This is a genomic window from Methylobacterium brachiatum (assembly GCF_900113845.1).
Classification (GTDB): Bacteria; Pseudomonadota; Alphaproteobacteria; order Rhizobiales; family Beijerinckiaceae; genus Methylobacterium; species Methylobacterium brachiatum.
On record NZ_FOQW01000014.1, the window covers coordinates 1 to 17,541 of the forward strand.

The 17,541-nt window shown below is 71.1% G+C and carries 16 protein-coding genes; 1 reads left to right on the top strand and 15 read right to left on the bottom strand.

Annotated features, from left to right (window positions below; translation table 11 throughout):
• A partial coding sequence (locus BMZ47_RS18685) for a transposase (protein ID WP_139220976.1) occupies positions 1-308 on the top strand: 308 nt, incomplete at its 5' end.
• An 83-nt stretch (positions 309-391) separates the two neighbouring features.
• Here the strand turns inward: BMZ47_RS18685 and bchI are convergent.
• The 15 genes from bchI to bchF all read right to left on the bottom strand — a co-directional run bounded on the left by bchI (position 392) and on the right by bchF (position 17,238).
• Complete coding sequence (gene bchI, locus BMZ47_RS18690; RefSeq protein WP_091863753.1) at positions 392-1,408, bottom strand: magnesium chelatase ATPase subunit I; 1,017 nt, start codon at positions 1,406-1,408, stop codon at positions 392-394.
• A gap of 107 nt (positions 1,409-1,515) precedes the next feature.
• Positions 1,516-2,733 (bottom strand): 5-aminolevulinate synthase, encoded by a 1,218-nt coding sequence (gene hemA, locus BMZ47_RS18695; RefSeq protein ID WP_091863754.1) that lies wholly within the window; start codon positions 2,731-2,733, stop codon positions 1,516-1,518.
• A gap of 110 nt (positions 2,734-2,843) precedes the next feature.
• Positions 2,844-3,638 carry a putative photosynthetic complex assembly protein PuhE gene (gene puhE, locus BMZ47_RS18700; RefSeq protein ID WP_091863755.1) on the bottom strand — a complete coding sequence of 265 codons (795 nt, stop codon included), beginning with the start codon at positions 3,636-3,638 and terminating at the stop codon, positions 2,844-2,846.
• A gap of 1 nt (position 3,639) precedes the next feature.
• A complete protein-coding gene (gene acsF, locus BMZ47_RS18705; protein ID WP_091863756.1) occupies positions 3,640-4,728 on the bottom strand; it encodes a magnesium-protoporphyrin IX monomethyl ester (oxidative) cyclase in 1,089 nt (362 codons plus the stop codon).
• Entirely contained in the window at positions 4,725-5,021 is a 297-nt protein-coding gene (locus BMZ47_RS18710; RefSeq protein ID WP_007560910.1) for an O2-dependent cyclase accessory protein, read from the bottom strand. The genes acsF and BMZ47_RS18710 overlap by 4 nt, the downstream gene beginning before the upstream one ends.
• A complete protein-coding gene (gene puhC / locus BMZ47_RS18715) occupies positions 5,021-5,497 on the bottom strand; it encodes a photosynthetic complex assembly protein PuhC (protein ID WP_007560913.1) in 477 nt (158 codons plus the stop codon). The genes BMZ47_RS18710 and puhC overlap by 1 nt, the downstream gene beginning before the upstream one ends.
• Before the next feature lie 11 nt (positions 5,498-5,508).
• Positions 5,509-6,165, bottom strand: a complete 657-nt coding sequence (gene puhB, locus BMZ47_RS18720; protein ID WP_007560914.1) for a photosynthetic complex putative assembly protein PuhB — start codon at positions 6,163-6,165, stop codon at positions 5,509-5,511.
• A complete protein-coding gene (gene puhA / locus BMZ47_RS18725) occupies positions 6,162-6,941 on the bottom strand; it encodes a photosynthetic reaction center subunit H (RefSeq protein WP_091863757.1) in 780 nt (259 codons plus the stop codon). The genes puhB and puhA overlap by 4 nt, the downstream gene beginning before the upstream one ends.
• 18 nt (positions 6,942-6,959) lie before the next feature.
• Positions 6,960-8,387: a BCD family MFS transporter gene (locus BMZ47_RS18730; protein ID WP_091863758.1), complete on the bottom strand. Its 1,428-nt coding sequence runs from the start codon at positions 8,385-8,387 to the stop codon at positions 6,960-6,962.
• Positions 8,384-9,238, bottom strand: a complete 855-nt coding sequence (gene bchM / locus BMZ47_RS18735) for a magnesium protoporphyrin IX methyltransferase (protein WP_091863759.1) — start codon at positions 9,236-9,238, stop codon at positions 8,384-8,386. The genes BMZ47_RS18730 and bchM overlap by 4 nt, the downstream gene beginning before the upstream one ends.
• Positions 9,238-10,131 (bottom strand): ferredoxin:protochlorophyllide reductase (ATP-dependent) iron-sulfur ATP-binding protein, encoded by an 894-nt coding sequence (gene bchL / locus BMZ47_RS18740; RefSeq protein WP_091863760.1) that lies wholly within the window; start codon positions 10,129-10,131, stop codon positions 9,238-9,240. The genes bchM and bchL overlap by 1 nt, the downstream gene beginning before the upstream one ends.
• Positions 10,128-13,874 (bottom strand): magnesium chelatase subunit H, encoded by a 3,747-nt coding sequence (locus tag BMZ47_RS18745; RefSeq protein WP_244536862.1) that lies wholly within the window; start codon positions 13,872-13,874, stop codon positions 10,128-10,130. The genes bchL and BMZ47_RS18745 overlap by 4 nt, the downstream gene beginning before the upstream one ends.
• The gene (gene bchB / locus BMZ47_RS18750) at positions 13,864-15,453 is read right to left on the bottom strand and encodes a ferredoxin:protochlorophyllide reductase (ATP-dependent) subunit B (RefSeq protein WP_091863761.1); all 1,590 of its coding nucleotides are present in this window, start codon (positions 15,451-15,453) and stop codon (positions 13,864-13,866) included. Before bchB ends, BMZ47_RS18745 begins: the two co-directional genes overlap by 11 nt.
• A gap of 4 nt (positions 15,454-15,457) precedes the next feature.
• Positions 15,458-16,735 (bottom strand): ferredoxin:protochlorophyllide reductase (ATP-dependent) subunit N, encoded by a 1,278-nt coding sequence (locus BMZ47_RS18755; RefSeq protein WP_425285074.1) that lies wholly within the window; start codon positions 16,733-16,735, stop codon positions 15,458-15,460.
• Positions 16,732-17,238: a 2-vinyl bacteriochlorophyllide hydratase gene (bchF, locus tag BMZ47_RS18760; protein WP_091863762.1), complete on the bottom strand. Its 507-nt coding sequence runs from the start codon at positions 17,236-17,238 to the stop codon at positions 16,732-16,734. The genes BMZ47_RS18755 and bchF overlap by 4 nt, the downstream gene beginning before the upstream one ends.
• Between the last annotated feature and the right edge of the window lie 303 nt (positions 17,239-17,541).

Here is a 17,541-nt window from a genome sequence, read left to right on the forward strand (position 1 = left end):
CCGAGATCGGCACCCTGTCCAACAAGGCCGTGGCCAAGCTCGCCGGGCTGGCGCCCATCGCCAACGACAGCGGCCGGCGCGCCGGCAAGCGCCCGGTGCGCGGCGGCCGCGCGGGCGTGCGCGGCGTCCTGTTCGTCGTCGCCGAGATCGTGCGCCGGTACGAGCCTGACTTCGCCGACCTCCACCATCGGTTGAGCCAGGCCGGAAAGCCCAAAAAGCTCATCCGCGTCGCGCTCGCCCGCAAGCTGCTCGTGCGCCTCAACGCAAAGGCCCGCGATATCCGACGCGACCTCGCAATCGCCCCTTGACCCGACAGACAGTCGCTCTCCCCCCCTGCTGCGCAGGGTACCCTCCCCCGCAGAGGGGGGAGGGAGCGGTTGCGCACGTCCCGTCACGAAAACACCTCCGCCAGCGCCCGCTCGACCCGGGCGGTCGAGCCGGACTCATCGAGCGGGTTGCGGCGCAGGCGGTGGCGCAGGGCGGCCGGGGCGACCCGGCGGATATGGTCGTCGGTGACCGACTCGGCGCCGTCGAGGGCTGCCAGCGCCCGTGCGGTGCGCATCAGGGTCAGCTCGCCGCGCAGGCCGTCGGTGCCGAGCGCCAGGCAGAGCTGCGCCGCGCGCTCCAGCGCCGAATCCGGCACCGCCAGATGCGGCAGGCGTTCCCGGGCCAGCAGGATCTTCTTTCGGATCCCCGCCTCGTCGCCCGCCCGGGCGGCGCAGAACCCTTCGGGATCGCGCTCATAGGCATCGCGGGCGCGCACCACCGCGATCCGAGTGGCGATGTCCTGCGGGGTCGCGACCTCGCAGGCCAGCCCGAACCGGTCCAACAACTGCGGGCGCAGCTCGCCCTCCTCCGGGTTGCCGGAGCCGACCAGGACGAACTTTGCGGGGTGCCGCAAGCTGAGGCCCTCGCGCTCGACGGTGTTCACCCCGGAGGCCGCGACATCGAGCAGGAGATCCACGAGGTGGTCCTCGAGCAGGTTCACCTCATCGATATACAGGAAGCCGCGATTGGCCCGGGCGAGCAGCCCCGGCTCGAACGCCTTCACGCCGGCGCCCAGCGCCCGCTCCAGGTCCAGCGTTCCGACCACCCGGTCCTCGGTGGCCCCGAGCGGCAGGTCCACCACCGGCACCGGCTTCTTTTCGGACTTTCTCCGCGCGCCCGGCAGGCTCGCGCAGTGCGGGCAGCTCTCCGCCGGGCTGTCGGGGTCGCAATTGTACGGGCAGCCGACCACCGCGCGCATCGGCGGCAGCAGGGCGGCCAGCGCCCGGATCGCCGTGGATTTCCCCGTGCCGCGGTCGCCGAAGACCAGCACGCCGCCGATGGACGGATCTACCGCGGCGATCAGCAGCGCCTGGCGCATCTCGTCCTGCGCGACGATGGCCGAGAAGGGGAAGGTTGGCACGCACTGACCCGATGCTGGGAGGAGGCATCCGATCCACCCTCCTCATCCTGAGGCTCGCTACTACGCGGGCACCTCAGGATGCGGGAGCGGGTGGGAGAAGGGAACCCCTACTCCGCCGCCTTCTGCCGGAGCCCGATCCGCGCCCAGATCGTGGAGAGCGCCCCGACCAGATGGGCGATGTCGGCATCCGTGTGCAGCGGCGACGGGGTGATCCGCAGGCGCTCGGTGCCGCGGGCCACGGTGGGATAGTTGATCGGCTGCACGTAGATGCCGAACTCGTCGAGCAGGGTGTCGGAGATCGCCTTGCACAGCACCGGATCGCAGACCATCACCGGCACGATGTGGCTGTCGTTGGGCAGGACCGGGATGTCGGCGGCCTCCAGGGCGGTCCGGACCTTGGCGCAGCGCTCCTGATGGCGCGCCCGCTCGGTGCCGCTGGCCTTCAGGTGGCGGATCGAGGCCGCGGCGCCCGCCGCCACCGCGGGGGGCAGCGAGGTGGTGAAGATGAAGCCGGAGGCGAAGCTGCGCACGAAGTCGCACAGCTTCTCCGAGGCGGTGATGTAGCCGCCGTGCACGCCGATCGCCTTACCCAGCGTCCCCTCGATCACGTCGAGGCGGTGGGCGACGCCGTCGCGCTGCGAGATGCCGCCGCCGCGGGCGCCGTAGAGGCCGACCGCGTGGACCTCGTCGAGATAGGTGAGCGCCCCATGGGCCTCGGCCACGTCGCAGATTTCTTCGATGGGGGCGATGTCGCCGTCCATCGAGTACACGGATTCGAACGCGACGAGCTTCGGCCGGGCCGGATCGACCAGAGCGAGCTTCCGGTTCAGATCCTCCGGGTCGTTGTGACGGAAGATGTGGCGCTCGGCCCGGGAGAACCGGATGCCCTCGATCATCGAGGCGTGGTTCTCGGAATCGGAGAAGACCGCGCAGTTCGGCAGGCGCGAGGCCAGGGTCCCGAGCGCCGCCCAGTTCGACACGTAGCCGGAGGTGAACAGCAGGGCCGCCTCCTTGCCGTGGAGGTCGGCGAGCTCCTGCTCCAGCAGCACGTGGTAGTGGTTGGTGCCGGAGATGTTGCGGGTGCCCCCGGCCCCGGCGCCGCAGCGGTCGATCGCCTCGTGCATCGCACCCGTCACCGCGGGGTGCTGGCCCATGCCGAGATAATCGTTGGAGCACCAGACCGTGACCGGGCGCGTGCCCGCCGGGTGGTGGTGCGTGGCGTGCGGGAAGTTGCCGGCGTGGCGCTCGAGGTCGGTGAAGACCCGGTAGCGGCCCTCGCGGTGGAGTCCGGCGATCTCGGCTCCGAAGAAGGTCTCGTAGTCCATGTCGCCTCTCCCCGATTGATTCGCGGGTTGCCCCCGCCTGTGAGGTCGGGTTTCGCACGAGACCAGTTCCAAATTGGTGCGCGCGCGAAATCCTTTCGTGATGGCCGGGTCTACCCGTTATCCCCCGGCCGCGCCGCCCGGTCCGGCGCCCGGGCCGGCAGGCTCCAGCGCCACAGCTCGGCCGAGGGCAGCGGCAGCATCAGGAACCAGTGTTCGAGCGTCGCCAGAGCCATCAGGGTCGCCAGGACGGTGAAGCCGACCAGCTCGTGCGCCAGCAGGTCCGGGCCGAGGGCCGCCCGCCCGAGCAGGCCCGCCGCGACGGTCCCGAGGCTCACCGAGACCGGGAACAGCAGGTTCATCGGCTTGCGGGACAGATAGCAGGCCAGGTAGCCGAGATGGTCCGGCAGGAACTCGGCGTGCAGGTTGCGCACCCCGAGGAACAGGTTGAGCCGCGCCGACAGGTTCATCACCACGAGCGCGCCGTAGGTCCAGAGGGCGATGGTGTTGGCCCCGCCCCAGACCAGGGCCAGGATCGCCAGGCCGCCGATCACGATGGCGAATTCGTGCCAGAGACTGGTGGCGAGCGCCGCCAGGAACCGGTCGAGCCCGCGCAGGCCCGGCGCGCAGGCGGCCGGTTTCGGGCCCGACAGGAAGCCCATGTAGTAGCTCATCTCCTGCCAGCCCCAGACCGCCAGGGCCGCCGTGAACGCCGTGTAGGCCCCCGCCGCGCTGGTATCCTGCGCGCTCAAGCGGATCGCCACCAGGGCGCCGGCGAGCAGCAGGGTCGCGCCGGCCATGCTCCACGGATGCGTGCGCCGCGGGGCGTGGTCGAGCAGCAGGATCAGCCCGGTGGAGAACCACCAGAGCACCAGGGCGTAGGCGACCGGTACGGCGTAGGTCGCCATCCTACCAGACCGGCTGGAGGCGGATATCGGCCGGCAGGGCGTTCGCCTTGACCGGCAGGAGGTAGAGCCGGACGAAGGTGGCGGCCGCGCGCAGCACCTGGGCGCCGTGCTTGAGCTTGCCCAGGACGCCGCCCCGGGCCCGGGCCTCGGCGATCGCCCGGGAGCAGGCGAGCAGCCTGTCGAGCCCGGCCCGGAACTTCGGGTTGTCGAGGTCGAGTTCCAGCGGGAAGGTCTGCCGCGAGATTTCCGAGGTGATGCGGAACACCTTGTAATCGTAGTCGGTGGGATCGACCCCGAGCGCCGCGTGGAAGGCCGGGCGGTGATGGTCGCGCACATACATCGTGGCGAAGACCGCCAGCAGGAAGAACCGGATCCAGTAGCGGTTCACGCCGCTCGTCAGCTTCGGGTTGGCGCGCATCAGCAGCGCGAAGGCCTCGCCGTGGCGGAACTCGTCGTTGCACCACAGCTCGAACCACTTGAAGATCGGGTGGATGCGCCGCTCCGGGTGCTTCTCCAGCTCGCGGAAGATGGTGATGTAGCGGGCGTAGCCGATCTTCTCCGAAAGGTACGTCGCGTAGAAGATGAATTTCGGCCGGAAGAACGTGTATTTCTTGGACTTGGTGAGGAAGCCGAGATCCACCCCGATGCCGAAATCCTTCAGCGTGTCGTTGATGAAGCCGGCATGGCGCGCCTCGTCGCGGCTCATGAACCCGAACAGCTCCTTGATGTCCTTGTTCTTCGCGCGCTTGCGCATCTCGGCATAGAGCACGCAGCCGGAGAACTCGGCGGTGATCGACGACACCAGGAAATCCAGGAACTCCTTCCGCAGCTCGGGCTCCATCTGCGACAGGTCGCAGTCGAAATCGGCGTTGCGGGTGAAGTGGCGCTTGTTCGGGTCGGCGCGCAGCTCGGCGATGAGCAGGTCCCAGTCCCGGCGCACCGGCTCGACGTCGGTGCGGTCGAGCTCGTCGAAATCGGTGGTGTAGAAGCGCGGGCTCAGGAACGTCGTTTCCTGGGCGGCCTTGGTCGATTCGTTGACCGGCGTTTTCGGGACCGGCTGGCCGGAGAGCGGCGGGACAGGAGCGTTCACAGCTTCCTCCTCTCGGAAAAACTGACCTCGTAGAGCTCGGTCAGTTCGAGATGGGCGACGAGCTTCGTCCAGGCCCGCTCCAGCAGGCCGGCCCGGGTGACGGTGGCGGTGCGGCGGACGGTGAGCCGCTCGCCGTAGGGCACGGAGGTCGGGGCGTCGTGGACCTGAACCGCGTCGCCGGGCTCGATCTCGAAGCCGGAATCCAGGGTGACGTGCGCGTGCAGGCTCTCGGGCGTCTGCTCGATCTCGATCGTGCAGGGCACGGTGACGGTGCGGCGTGCGAACAGGCCCATCAGCGCGTCTCCGGGCCGGCGGCGGCGAGCAGCCGGGCGAAGGCGCCGGCATTGGTCGGGCCGAAGGCTTCGAGCGGCACCCGGCGGCCGGTGGCGTCGTCGGCGAGCGACAGGCGGCCGTCATCGTAGCGGGTCAAGCTGAACGGCTGTTCCGGCCCGAGGCCGTCGCGCTGGCGGGCCTGGGCGAGGCCCCGCAGGGTCCCGCGCAGGAAACCGTCCTCGCCGGGGCGGATCCAGGCGACGATCTGCCGGTCGGCGGCGTTGCGCAGGGCGATCGAGCCGTCGACCTGGTCCTCGGCGCGGAATTCGAGCCGCGTGACCGGCTTGGCCGCCGGCAGGGCGATCATGCCGATGCCCTCGCTGCGCCCGATCAGGACGGCCAGCATGGCGAAGCCCATCAGCGCCCCGGCGCCGATCATCAGCAGGGCCGGTGCCGGTCCTGCGGCTCGGCCGACGCTCTCCGCCCGCTCGCCCATCGCGCCTCTCCCTATTCGGCCGCGACGAGGCGGCCGGGATTTTCTTGGACCGCCCGCGGACGCGGGACGATCACCGGCCGCACCGTCTGCGACGCCGCGGCATGGGCCTCGACCGCCCGCGCCAGGAGCGCCGCCACCGCGTCCGCATCCGGGACGGAACGCAGCATGGGCTCAGTCCGGGCGATGCGCCAGGGCCGGGCATGCGGCCAGAGCTGAAGGTAGGCGATGCGCAGGCCCGGCCGCAACCGGAGCGGCAGATCCCCGCTCCCATCCGTGAAGGCACGCAACGCCGCACCCTCCACCTGCGCGAAGGGGACGTTGTGGGTCACCGGCAGGGCGATGCCGGTATGCAGCACCACCCGGCGGTCGGTGATCGTGTAGACCGTGGTCCGGTGGCTGAGCCACGCGAACAGCCAGAGCAGCGCGAGCCCGACCGCGCCGACCGCCAGGGTCGGGCCGACCGTGGCGAGCGCCGAGACGGGCGAGCCGGCCGTGAGCCCGAAGGCCAGGGCGCAGGCGGCGAACCAGGCCGCGACCAGGCGGGCGTGATAGACCCGGACCAGCAGCCCCCCGGTGGTCGGGGCCCCCTGCCACAGGATCCGCTCGTTCGCCGGCAGCGGGCCGGGCAACCCGCGCAGGGTGCCCTCGGGGAGGAAATCGCCGCTCATAGCAGGGGCTCCGCCCGGGCCGGGGTGGCGTAGAGCGTGCCGGCGCCGAAATAGGCCATGATCCGCTCCTCCTCCAGGAAGGTGATGCTGTCGGGATCCCGGGTCGCCGGGATGTCGGCGAACTGGGCGGCGAGCAGGGCCTCGGATTTCACCGTCTTGGTGAAGCCGCCGGCCCGGCAGAACGTGGTCGGCATCAGCCGGCGGCCACCTGTGGGCAATTCGACCTCGTAGTAGCGGATCAGCGATTCGCCGCGGTCGACCCAGACGTCGCTGACCACACCCGCCACCGCGTTATCGGTGCCGAACACGGTCATGCCGATCGGGTTCGGGCCGTCCTCATGGATGACGAAGGCCGTGGCGACCCGCAGGGGCACGATCCGGTACTCCTCGTCCCAGGTCTTGTCGTGGACGTCGTGGCGGACCACCCAGGAGCCCGGGCCGACGCCGGCCTGGAGGGAGGCCTCGGTCCGCTCGTAGGGCGCGCCGGGCCAGGGCTCGACCTTGCGGGCCGGGATCCCGGTCTCGATGTCGTCCCGGCCCTGCATCGCCTGCGGCGCGTAGGTGGTCTCGCCGCCCGGCAGGTGGAACGCCTTGGAGCGCGGGATCAGGACCGGGTCCGGCGCCTTGCGGCGGCCGACGATCTCGTTCTCCAGCGGATAGCCCTCGCGCCGGTCCTCGCGGCGCAGCCAGAAGACCAGCCCGGCGAAGAAGATGAAGAAGGCGTAGAGCACGACCTGGGCGACGTCGACGTAACCCGTAATGGCGCCGGTTGGCATGGTTGTCCTCCCCGAGTCTCAGGCCGTCCGTTCGGCAAGGGTGCCGCCGAGGCGATCGCGAATCGCCGCGCGCGCATCCTCCCGAACCAGCGGGCCCAGGGCGATCAGGGCCGCGAACAGGAGGGCGATCTCGATGTGGTAGACGATCAGGTAGCCGATCGCGGGCTCGTTCATGCCCTCGCCGAGGACCCCCGACTGGGCGATGGCGCCGCCGAGGTCGCGCACGATGCCGCTCGCGGCGATGGAGATGCCCGCGGCACTCGCCTGGACGGCGCCCCAGGCGCCGAGCGCCAGCCCGGTATCCTCGGGCCCGGCCCGGTTCATCGAGGCGGTGAGCGTGCCGTGGGCGAACAGCCCGCCGCCGAGCCCGATCAGGCTGACGCCGGCCGCGAACAGGTCGGCGGAGGCGAGCGGCGCCGCGAAGACCACCGCCGAGAAGGCCAGGATGCCGATGCCGACGCCGACGGCCGAGACCCGGAACGGGTCGCCGCCGCGGCCGAGCCAGCGGGCGGCGATCAGCAGGCCGAGCCCGCCGCCGGCGGCGAGCAGAGCGGTCAGGGCCGTGGTCGCCCCAACCGAGAGATGCAGGATCTGGCCGCCATAGGGTTCGAGCAGGATGTCCTGCATCGAGAACCCCGCGGTGCCGAGCCCGATCGCCACGAGGCGCCGGCGCGCGGCGCCCTGCCCGGCATAGTCGCGCCAGGAGGAGCGGAAGTCCCGCGCCGGCGCGGCCTGAGCCCGGTTCGGATCACGGGGCTCCTGCTTCCACAGGGCGACCCCGTTCAGCACGATGGTGACCAGCGCCGCGCCCTGGATCACCTGGATCAGCCGAACGGGCGAGAAGTGGGCCAGGAACAGCCCGAACAGCAGGGCGCTCGCCATCATGCCGAACAGGAGGGCGACGCAGAGCAGCGCCACCACCTTCGGGCGGGCATGCGCCGGGGCGAGATCGGTGGCCAGCGCCAGGCCGACGGTCTGGGTGGTGTGCAGACCGGCCCCGACCAGCAGGAACGCCAGCGCCGCGGCCAAATCCCCGACCCAGAGCGGGCCGGTGGTGTCGCCCGACAGGATCAGCAGGGCGAACGGCATGATCGCCAGGCCGCCGAACTGGAGCAGGGTGCCGAACCAGATATACGGCACCCGCCGCCAGCCCAGCACCGAGCGGTGCGTGTCCGACCGGAACCCGACCAGGGCCCGCAGCGGCGCGAAGATCAGCGGCAGGGCCAGCATCACGGCGACGATCCAGGACGGGACGCCGAGCTCGACGATCATCACCCGGTTGAGCGTGCCGATTAGCAGCACCGCCGCCATGCCGACGGTCACCTGGAACAGGGCCAGCCGCAGCAGCCGCCCCATCGGCAGCTCGACGGTGGCGGCATCCGCAAACGGCAGGATCGCCGGGCCGAGGCGCATGAGGGCGTTTGTCAGGGCGCGGCCGGATCTCATGCGGGGGTCCCCCCCGTCCCATCCTTCCCCCTCATCCTGAGGTGCGGCGCAGCCGCCTCGAAGGAGGGCTCCAGGGATCGCGCGGCCGGCTGGAGGGCTCCTTCGAGGCCTCCGCTGCGCTCCGGCACCTCAGGATGCGGGCTTTGTTGTGAGGCGCGCGTCAGCGCGATCGCGTTCGACAGGTAGAAGCCGCTGTTGACCCGATGGCTCTGCGCCCAGGTGAATCCGGCGAGCGCCGGCTCCGAGGACATCCGCCGGCGCAAGCCGCCCTCGGTCACCGGCACGATGGCCGGCGAGCGGTCGCCGCGGGGGAAAAACTTTCCGGCAGCGTGCATCACAGTAAGCAGGGCCGTGCGCGGCGCCACGGTGAACAGCACCGAGCCGTCGGTGCGGGCGCCCAGCACCGCGAGCGCCCGGACGATGTCGGCGGCGCGATAGTGGATCAGCGAATCCATCGCGACCACGTGGTCGAACCGGCCGAGGCCCGGGTCGAGCATGTCGCCGACGCGGAATGCGATCCGGCCGGGTCCGGGGATCGCCGGCAGCCGGTCCCGGGCGAGGCCGACCAGGGTCGGCGAGACGTCGATGGCGACCACCTCGGCGCCGCGCCGGGCGGCCTCGACGCTGAGCGCCCCGGTGCCGCAGCCGGCATCGAGCAGGCGCAGGCCCGCCATGTCGGCGGGCAGCCAGGAGAGCAGCGTCGCGCGCATCGCGTCGCGGCCGGCCCGCACGGTGGCGCGGATCCGGCTCACCGGCGCGTCGGAGGTCAGGCGCGACCAGGCCTCGACCGCGGTGCGGTCGAAATAGGTGGTCAGTTCACCCCTGCGGGTGTCGTAGCTCGCGCCCGCCATCAATCGAATCCCAAAAATTCGAACAGGTCGCGGTCCTTCATCGGCACGGCCTCGCAGGGCTCCTCGCCGGCCCAGAGCGTCTCGGCGAGCCGCATGTACTCGGCCGTCACCGCGTCGAGCTCGGGAGACGATTCCATCTCGAACAGGGTCGACTTCTTGAGCCGCGAGCGGCGGACCACGTCGAGGTCGGGGAAGTGGGCGAGGCGCTTCAGGCCGACCGCGTCGTTGAACCGATCGATCTCGTCGGTCTTGGCCGAGCGGTTGGCGATGACGCCGCCGAGCCGCACCGGGTAGTTCTTCGCCTTGGCGTGGATCGCCGCCACGATCCGGTTCATCGCGAAGATCGAATCGAAGTCGTTGGCGGTGACGATCAGCGCCCTGTCGGCGTGCTGGAGGGGCGAGGCGAAGCCGCCGCAGACCACGTCCCCCAGCACATCGAACACGACGACGTCGGTATCCTCCAGGAGGTGGTGCTCCTTGAGGAGCTTCACGGTCTGGCCGACCACGTAGCCGCCGCAGCCGGTGCCCGCGGGCGGGCCGCCGGCCTCGACGCACATCACGCCGTTATAGCCCTCGACCACGAAATCCTCGACGCGCAGCTCCTCCGAATGGAAGTTCACCGCCTCGAGGGCGTCGATCACCGTCGGGGCGAGGCGCTTGGTCAGCGTGAAGGTCGAGTCGTGCTTGGGGTCGCAGCCGATCTGCAGCACCCGCTTGCCGAGCTTCGAGAACGCCACCGACAGGTTCGACGAGGTGGTGGACTTGCCGATGCCGCCCTTGCCGTAGACCGCGAACACCTTCGCGGTCTCGATCTTCAGGTCCGGGTCGAGGGCGACCTGGACGCTGCCGTCTTCCTTCCGGGCGATGACCGGATTGCGGATGGCGATGTTCATGCGGCGACTCCTGTGGTGACGCCTTCGAGACGATCTTCCAGTTCCTCCTCGGCCCGGTCGAGGGCGTCCCGCATCGCTGCGTCGGGGGTCCAGAAGCCGCGCTTGTGGGCCTCGATCAGCCGTTGGGCGACCTTGGCGGAGGCGGTGGGGTTGAGGGCGGCCATGCGCTCGCGCATGGCGGGGTCGAGCACGTAGGTCTCGGTGATGCGCTCGTAGATCCAGGGCTGGACCGCGTTGGCGGTGGCCGACCAGCCGACCGTGTTGGTCAGGTGCGACTCGATCTGGCGCACGCCCTCGTAGCCGTGGCTGAGCAGCCCCTCGTACCATTTCGGGTTGAGCATGCGGGTGCGCGTCTCCAGCGCCACCTGCTCTTCGAGGGAGCGCACGCGCCCCTCCCCGCGGGTCTGGTCGCTGATGTAGATCGGCACCGCCTCGCCGCGGGCGCGGGCCACCGCCCGGCCCATGCCGCCGAGTCCGTCGAAGTAATGGTCCACCGAGGTGACGCCGACCTCGACGGAATCGAGGTTCTGGTAGGCCATGTCGACGGAGGCCAGCACCGCCTTCATCAGGTCGCGCTGCGGCGCCGGGCGGCCGTTCCGGCCATACGCGAAACTCTTGCGGCGCGAGAAGGTCTCGCACAGCTCGGCATCGTCGTCCCAGCTCCCCGAATCGACGAGGTGGTTGACGTTGGCCCCGTAGGCGCCCTCGGCGTTGGAGAAGACCCGCAACGCCGCCGTCTCCAGGTCGCAGCCCTGCTCGGCCTGGATCGCCAAAGCGTGCTTGCGCACGAAATTCTTTTCGAGGGGCTCGTCGGCGGTGGCGGCGAGGAAGGACGCTTCCGCCAAGAGCTTGGTCTGGAGCGGGAGCAGGTCCCGAAAGATGCCCGAGAGGGTGACCACCGCGTCGATCCGCGGGCGGCCGAGCGTTTCGAGCGGGATCAGCACCGCACCGCTGAGCCGGCCGTAGCCGTCGAAGCGCGGGGCCGCGCCGATCAGGGCGAGCGCCTGGGCGATCGGGCCGCCCTCGCTCTTGAGGTTGTCGGTGCCCCACAGGACCAGGGCGACGCTCTCGGGGCAGGGTTTTCCGTCCGCGGCGAAGCGCTCGAGGATGCGCTCGACCTGGCGGGCGCCGTCGGCCACCGCAAAGGCCGAGGGCAGGCGGTACGGATCGAAGCCGTGGATGTTGCGCCCGGTCGGCAGGATCGCCGGGTTGCGCAGGAGATCACCGCCGGCCACCGGCGGGATGAAGCGGCCGTCGAGCGCCCGCAGGAGCGCCGGGATCTCGTGGTCGCGCGCCAGGAGGGCGTCGGTCTTGGCCAGCCCCGCGAAGGCGGCGCGGGTCTCGGTATCCGCCGGCAGCCCGGAGGCCGAAAAGGCCGCCTCGGCGCCCTGCCCCGCGACGAGCGCCGCGATGCCGGCGCGATCGGGCTTGAGCCCGTGCGAGGCTTCCGCGAGGGCGAGCAGCAGGTCGATCCGCTCCGCCTCCGGCACGCCTTCGCCGACCACGTGCAGCCCGTGCGGGATCAGGGTCTGCTCCAGCTCCTGCACGGCGGACCAGAGGCTCGCGACCCGGGCGCCGAGGTCGCCGGTCCAGGCCGGCTCGGCGGGGACGAGATCGACGGCGGCGCCCTGCTCCTGGATCAGCCGGGCGAGGGTCTCGCGCTCGGCCGTCGCTTCGAGGTCGAGCCCGCGCCAGCGCTCCATCGAGCTCTTCAGGTCGAGCAGCCCGCGATAGAGCCCGGCGGTGGCCAGGCTCGGGGTCAGGTAGCTCACCAGCGTCGCGGCCGAGCGGCGCTTGGCCAGCGTCCCCTCGGACGGGTTGTTGGCCGCGTAGAGATAGATGTTGGGCAGCGCCCCGATCATGCGCTCCGGCCAGCAGGCCTCGGACAGGCCGGTCTGCTTGCCGGGCATGAACTCGAGCGCCCCGTGGGTGCCGAAATGCAGCACGGCGTCGGCGGCGAAATCCTCGCGCAGGTAGCGGTAGAAGGCCGAGAAGGCGTGGGTCGGCGCGAAGCCGCGCTCGAACAGCAGGCGCATCGGGTCGCCCTCGTAGCCGAAGGCCGGCTGCACCCCGACGAAGGCGTTTCCGAATTGCGCGCCGAGCACGAACAGGTCGGCGCCGTTGGTCTGGTGGCGGCCGGGCGCCGGACCCCACTGGGTCTCGATCTCGGCGAGGTATCGTTCGCGCCGGACATGGTCCTCGGCCCGGATGCGGGCATGGACGTTGGCCTGGGTCCCGTAGCGCTTGGCGTTGCCGTCCAGGATTTTTTCGCGCAGGGCGTCCACGCTCTCCGGGACCTCGACGGCGTAGCCGTCCGCCGCCAGGCCCTTCAGGGTGTTGAGCAGCGAGGCGTAGACCGACAGGAACGCGGCGGTGCCGGTGGCGCCGGCATTCGGCGGGAAGTTGAACAGCACCACGGCGATCTTGCGCGCGGCCTTGGGCGTCCGGCGCAGGGACACGAGGCTCTCGACCCGCTCGGCCAGCCGCGCGACCCGCTCGGGATGGGCGCGCATGTCCCGGGCGTTGTCGCTGCCGGATGCCGCGGAGCGGCCGCCGAACACCATCGGGGCGGTGGCGCCGTCGAGCTCGGGGATCGCGACCATCATGGTCGCCTCGACCGGCGACAGGCCGCGCTCGCCCGCCTCCCATTGCTCGATCGTCTGGAATTCCAGCGCCTGGGCGGCGAGGTAGGGCACGTCGAGCTGCGCCAGCATCGCCTCGGCCGCCGCGGCGTCGTTGTAGGCCGGGCCGCCGACCAGCGAGAAGCCGGTGAGCGAGACCAGGGCGTCGATCCGGGCGCGTCCGTCGCGCATGAAGAAGGCGTCCACGGCCGGGCGGTTGTCGAGGCCGCTGGCGAAGGCCGGCACCACGTCGAGACCCTTGGCCTCGAGGGCGGCGATCACCCCGTCGTAATGGGCGGTGTTGCCGGCCAGCACGTAGCTGCGCATCAGCAGCAGCCCGACCCGGCCGCGCGCCTCCGCCGCGCGCGGCAGGCGGGACGGGTCCTGGCCGATCCGGCCGGCCATGCGCGGGTGGTAGAGGCCGGTCTCGGGATAGTCGAGCGGGGCCGGCGCGGCCGGGCCGTCGCGCCACACGGCGCGCGCGCCGGCGGCGTAGCGATGCACCAGGAAACGGACCAGGGCGGCGACGTTCTCGTCCGAGCCGGCCAGCCAGTATTGCAGCGTCAGGAAGTAGGCGCGCACGTCCTGCGCCGAGCCCGGGATGAAGCGCAGGATCTTCGGCAGCTTGCGCACCAGCGCCATCTGGCGGCCGGCATTGCCCTGCTGGCCGGGCTTGCCGCGCAGCTTCTTCAGGAAGTCCAGGGCGCTGCGCTTGGTGCCGCTCATGTCGAAGCGGCCGAGCTTGGTCGTCTTCACCACCTCGCCCGCCGAGAGGCAGCCGACCATCGCGTCGCAGGCGTCGCGCCGGGCCGCGAGGGTCGGCAGGATCGCCCGGACATGCTCGTCCATGAACAGCATGGCCGAGAGTACGATGTCGGCCTGGGCGATGTCGCTGCGGCAGGCGTCGAGGGCCGCGGGATCGGTGTCCCACTCCGCCGCGGCGTGGAAGCCGAGCACCACGCCGGGCATCTCGGACCGCAGGCGCAGGCGCGCCCGCTCGACCGCGCTCGCGAGGTGGTTGTCGAGGGTGACGATGACGACGCGGATCGGCGGCCGGCGCTGCGAGGCGTCCGCCTTCGACGAGCCGGCCTCCAGGCCGGCGGGGAGCGCTCTAGCGGCCATAATGCGCCTTGGCGTCGTAGAGGGTTTCGAGGGTGATGAGCGGCAGCCGCCGCTCACGGGCGAACTTCTCCGTGTTGCTGCGCGCTTTGCCGCGCACGAAGAACGGGATCTTCTTCAGTTCCCGCTCGGCCTCGGGGGCCCAGGGGGCATCCGTGATCGTGACCGCTTCCTCCAGGAGGATCGGCGCGACTGCCGGGCTTGGGGTCGCCGGGGGTACGGGCGCCGCGACCGGCGGGGCCTCGAACGGCGTGCCGCCGAGATGCGACGGGCCGACGCCGTCGTGGAATTCGGGATCCTCCCGGAACATGCCGAGCAGGTGTTCCTCGAGGCCCATCATCAGCGGATGGACCAGGGTGTCGAACAGGACGTTGGCGCCCTCGAAGCCCATCTGCGGGGCGTAGCGGGCCGGGAAATCCTGGACGTGGATTGGGGCGGAGATCACCGCGCAGGGGATGCCGAGCCGCTTGGCGACGTGGCGCTCCATCTGGGTGCCGAGGACGAGTTCCGGGGCGGCGGCGCGGATCGCGGCCTCGACGTCGAGGTAATCGTCGGTGATCAGGGCCTCGATGCCGTGCTCGGCCGCCTCGGCCCGGACCTCGCGGGCGAATTCGCGGCCGTAGGTCCCGAGGCCCACGACGGTGAAGCCCAGTTCCCGGGCGGCCATCCGGGCGATGCCGATCGCGTGGGTCGCGTCGCCGAACACGAAGACGCGCTTGCCCGTCAGGTAGGTCGAATCGACCGAGCGCGAGTACCAGGGCAGGCGCGAGCCGGGGCCGTCGAGGAGTGGCGCCGGATCGATGCCGGCCAGAGCCGCGACCTCCGCCACGAAGCGGTTCGTGGCGCCGACCCCGAGGGGCACTTCCTTGGTGAAGGGCTGCCCGAAGCTCTTCTTGAGATATTCGGCGGCGCTGCGGGCGGTTTCCGGGTAGAGCACGACGTTGAAGTCGGCATCCTTGAGTCGGCCGAGATCGGCCGGGCCGGCGCCGAGCGGCGCCACCACGTTGACGGCGATCCCGAGCGTGTCGAGCAGCCGGCGGATCTCGATCAGGTCGTCGCGGTGGCGGAAGCCGAGCGCGGTCGGGCCCAGGATGTTGCAGAGCGGGCGCTGCCGCGACTCATCCGGGCTTCGGGGCGAGGCCGGTCCCGCGAGGGCCCGGACCAACCGATAGAAGGTCTCGGACGCGCCCCAGTTCTCCTTCTTCTGGTAGGCCGGCAGCTCCAGCGGAATCACCGGGATCGGCAGATCGAGCGCCTTGGCGAGCCCCCCGGGATCGTCCTGGATCAGCTCGGCGGTGCAGGAGGCGCCGACGATCATCGCCTGCGGCTGGAAGCGCGCGTAGGCGGCGGCGACCGAGGTCTTGAACAGCTCGGCGGTGTCGCGGCCGAGATCCTGCGCCCGGAAGGTCGTGTAGGTGACGGGCGGGCGGGCATCCCGCCGCTCGATCATCGTGAACAGCAGGTCGGCGTAGGTGTCGCCCTGCGGCGCGTGCAGCACGTAGTGCAGCCCGTGCATCGCGGTGGCGACGCGCATCGCGCCGATATGCGGGGGGCCTTCGTAGGTCCAGAGGGTGAGCTGCATCGCCCTACACCTCCAGCAGCGCGCGCCGCCGGAGCGGGCGTGCGAACAATTCGGCGAGGTCGCCGGCCTGCTCGTAGCCCTGGACCGGGGTGAACAGCAGCTCGATCGACCACTTGGTCGAGAGGCCCTCGGCCTCCAGCGGGTTGGCGAGGCCGAGGCCGCAGATCGTCAGGTCCGGCCGCTCCGCCCGGCAGCGATCCATCTGGTCGTCGAGGCTCTGGCCCTCAGTCACCCGGGTGCCCGCCGGCAGCATCTCGATCTCGGCCGCCAGATGCGCCCGGTGCAGGTAGGGCGTCCCGACCTCGACCAGCGCCACGCCGAGCTCGCGGGCGAGGAACCGCGCGAGCGGCACTTCGAGCTGCGAATCGGGGAAGAAGAACACCCGCTTGCCGCCGAGCTTGTCGCGATGCGGCGCGAGCGCGGTCTCGGCCCGGGCGCGCCCGGCCGCGGTCGCCGCCGCGAAGGTCGCGTCATCGATCCCGAAGGCCTCGGCAGCCGCGCGCAGCCAGCCGGTGGTGCCTTCGGCGCCGAGCGGAAACGGCGCGGCGAGCCGGCGCGCGCCGCGCTCGTCCAGCGCCCGGGCGGTGTCGGCCAGGAACGGCTGGGCCAGCAGGTATCGGGTATTGCGCCCGACCGCCGGCATCGCGCCGGCCCGGCGGGCCGGGAGGAACCGGACGTCGGCGATCCCCATCGCGGACAAGATCCGGAGAAACTGGTCCTCGACCACGTCGGCCAGCGCGCCGACGATCAGCAGCGACGGCGCTTCCTCGGCGGGCGCCCGCGGCAGTTCCGGCACCAGGGCGGCCAGGCAGGCATCCTCGCCCTGCGTGAAGGTCGTCTCGATGCCGGAGCCCGAATAGTTCAGCACCCGCACCGGCGCGAGGCGCCCCGACAGGCGCTGGGCCGCCCGGGACAGATCGAGCTTGATCACCTCGGACGGGCAGGAGCCCACGAGGAACAGGAGCTTGATGTCCGGCCGCCGCTCGATCAGCCGGGTGACGACCCGGTCGAGTTCCTCGTTGGCGTCCGCGATCCCGGCCAGGTCGCGCTCGTCGATGATCGCGGTGGCGAAGCGCGGCTCGGCGAAGATCATCACCCCGGCGGCCGACTGGATCAGGTGGGCGCAGGTGCGCGAGCCGACCACCAGGAAGAAGGCGTCCTGGATCTTCCGGTGCAGCCAGACGATGCCGGTGAGCCCGCAGAACACCGCGCGCTGGCCGTGCTCCTGATGAAGGTCGATGCCGCCGCACGCGGCCACCGGGGGCGGGACGGGCGCGTTCACGACAGGGCCTCCGCGAGTTGCGGCTGGCCTGTGCCGGCGCCTTCCAGGCGGGCGGACCGGAGCTTCAGCAGGAACTGCCCGGCATTGACCAGGTAGGTCGCGTAGGCCGCCAGCGCGAGGATCAGCAGGGCCTGAGCGCCGAGGGCGCCGGTGGCGAGGGCGGCGAGGTAAGCGGTGTGGAGGGCCAGCACCAGCATGCTGACCATGTCCTCCCAGTAGAAGGCCGGGGCGAACAGCCAGCGGCCGAACACCGCCTTCTCCCAGATCGAGCCGGTGACCATGATCGCGTAGAGCGCCAGGGTCTTCACGACCACGGATGCTTCGGCGGCGAGCTGGCCCTGTCCCGTGGCGAGCGCCCGCAGCACCAGGGCGAGACTCACCAGGAAGATCGCGAATTGCACCGGGGCCAGCACGCCCTGCACCAGGGTCCAGGGCGAGGCGTCGCGCCGCAGGCGCTCGGCGGCCGTGTAGAGCGGTCGTGCTGGACGGTCCCCGGGACCCATGCATCCGCTCCCCTGCTCTCGGCGTCGTCCTGGGACGTCGTCGTTGGCAGAGGCTAGGGCCGCATCCCCAAAAGTGTCAAGTGCACTTGACGCTTCTTTGAGATGACATGCGGTTTGACATATTTTCTTTGTTCCAAGTCATTGCCAAGATCGGCGGCTCGGGTATCGTTCCGAACGCTGGTTGGGGCTTTCGTAGCTTGGCTGGTTTGATCCGAGGATCGACGACGACGAAGACGTGAGAAGACAGGCGGACAACGCCGTGCTCGACGCGCATGCGGAACCGCCGGTCCATCCGGGCCGGGG

What these genes read in the sequence shown, in the direction of transcription:
- BMZ47_RS18730 (WP_091863758.1), bottom strand. Translation starts at nt 8,387, where the DNA reads ATGAGATCCGGCCGCGCCCTGACAAACGCCCTCATGCGCCTCGGCCCG.
- bchL (WP_091863760.1), bottom strand. Translation starts at nt 10,131, where the DNA reads ATGAACATCGCCATCCGCAATCCGGTCATCGCCCGGAAGGAAGACGGC.
- puhB (WP_007560914.1), bottom strand. Translation starts at nt 6,165, where the DNA reads ATGAGCGGCGATTTCCTCCCCGAGGGCACCCTGCGCGGGTTGCCCGGC.
- BMZ47_RS18745 (WP_244536862.1), bottom strand. Translation starts at nt 13,874, where the DNA reads ATGGCCGCTAGAGCGCTCCCCGCCGGCCTGGAGGCCGGCTCGTCGAAG.
- puhE (WP_091863755.1), bottom strand. Translation starts at nt 3,638, where the DNA reads ATGGCGACCTACGCCGTACCGGTCGCCTACGCCCTGGTGCTCTGGTGG.
- puhA (WP_091863757.1), bottom strand. Translation starts at nt 6,941, where the DNA reads ATGCCAACCGGCGCCATTACGGGTTACGTCGACGTCGCCCAGGTCGTG.
- bchB (WP_091863761.1), bottom strand. Translation starts at nt 15,453, where the DNA reads ATGCAGCTCACCCTCTGGACCTACGAAGGCCCCCCGCATATCGGCGCG.
- hemA (WP_091863754.1), bottom strand. Translation starts at nt 2,733, where the DNA reads ATGGACTACGAGACCTTCTTCGGAGCCGAGATCGCCGGACTCCACCGC.
- puhC (WP_007560913.1), bottom strand. Translation starts at nt 5,497, where the DNA reads ATGGGCGAGCGGGCGGAGAGCGTCGGCCGAGCCGCAGGACCGGCACCG.
- BMZ47_RS18710 (WP_007560910.1), bottom strand. Translation starts at nt 5,021, where the DNA reads ATGGGCCTGTTCGCACGCCGCACCGTCACCGTGCCCTGCACGATCGAG.
- bchF (WP_091863762.1), bottom strand. Translation starts at nt 17,238, where the DNA reads ATGGGTCCCGGGGACCGTCCAGCACGACCGCTCTACACGGCCGCCGAG.
- bchM (WP_091863759.1), bottom strand. Translation starts at nt 9,238, where the DNA reads ATGGCGGGCGCGAGCTACGACACCCGCAGGGGTGAACTGACCACCTAT.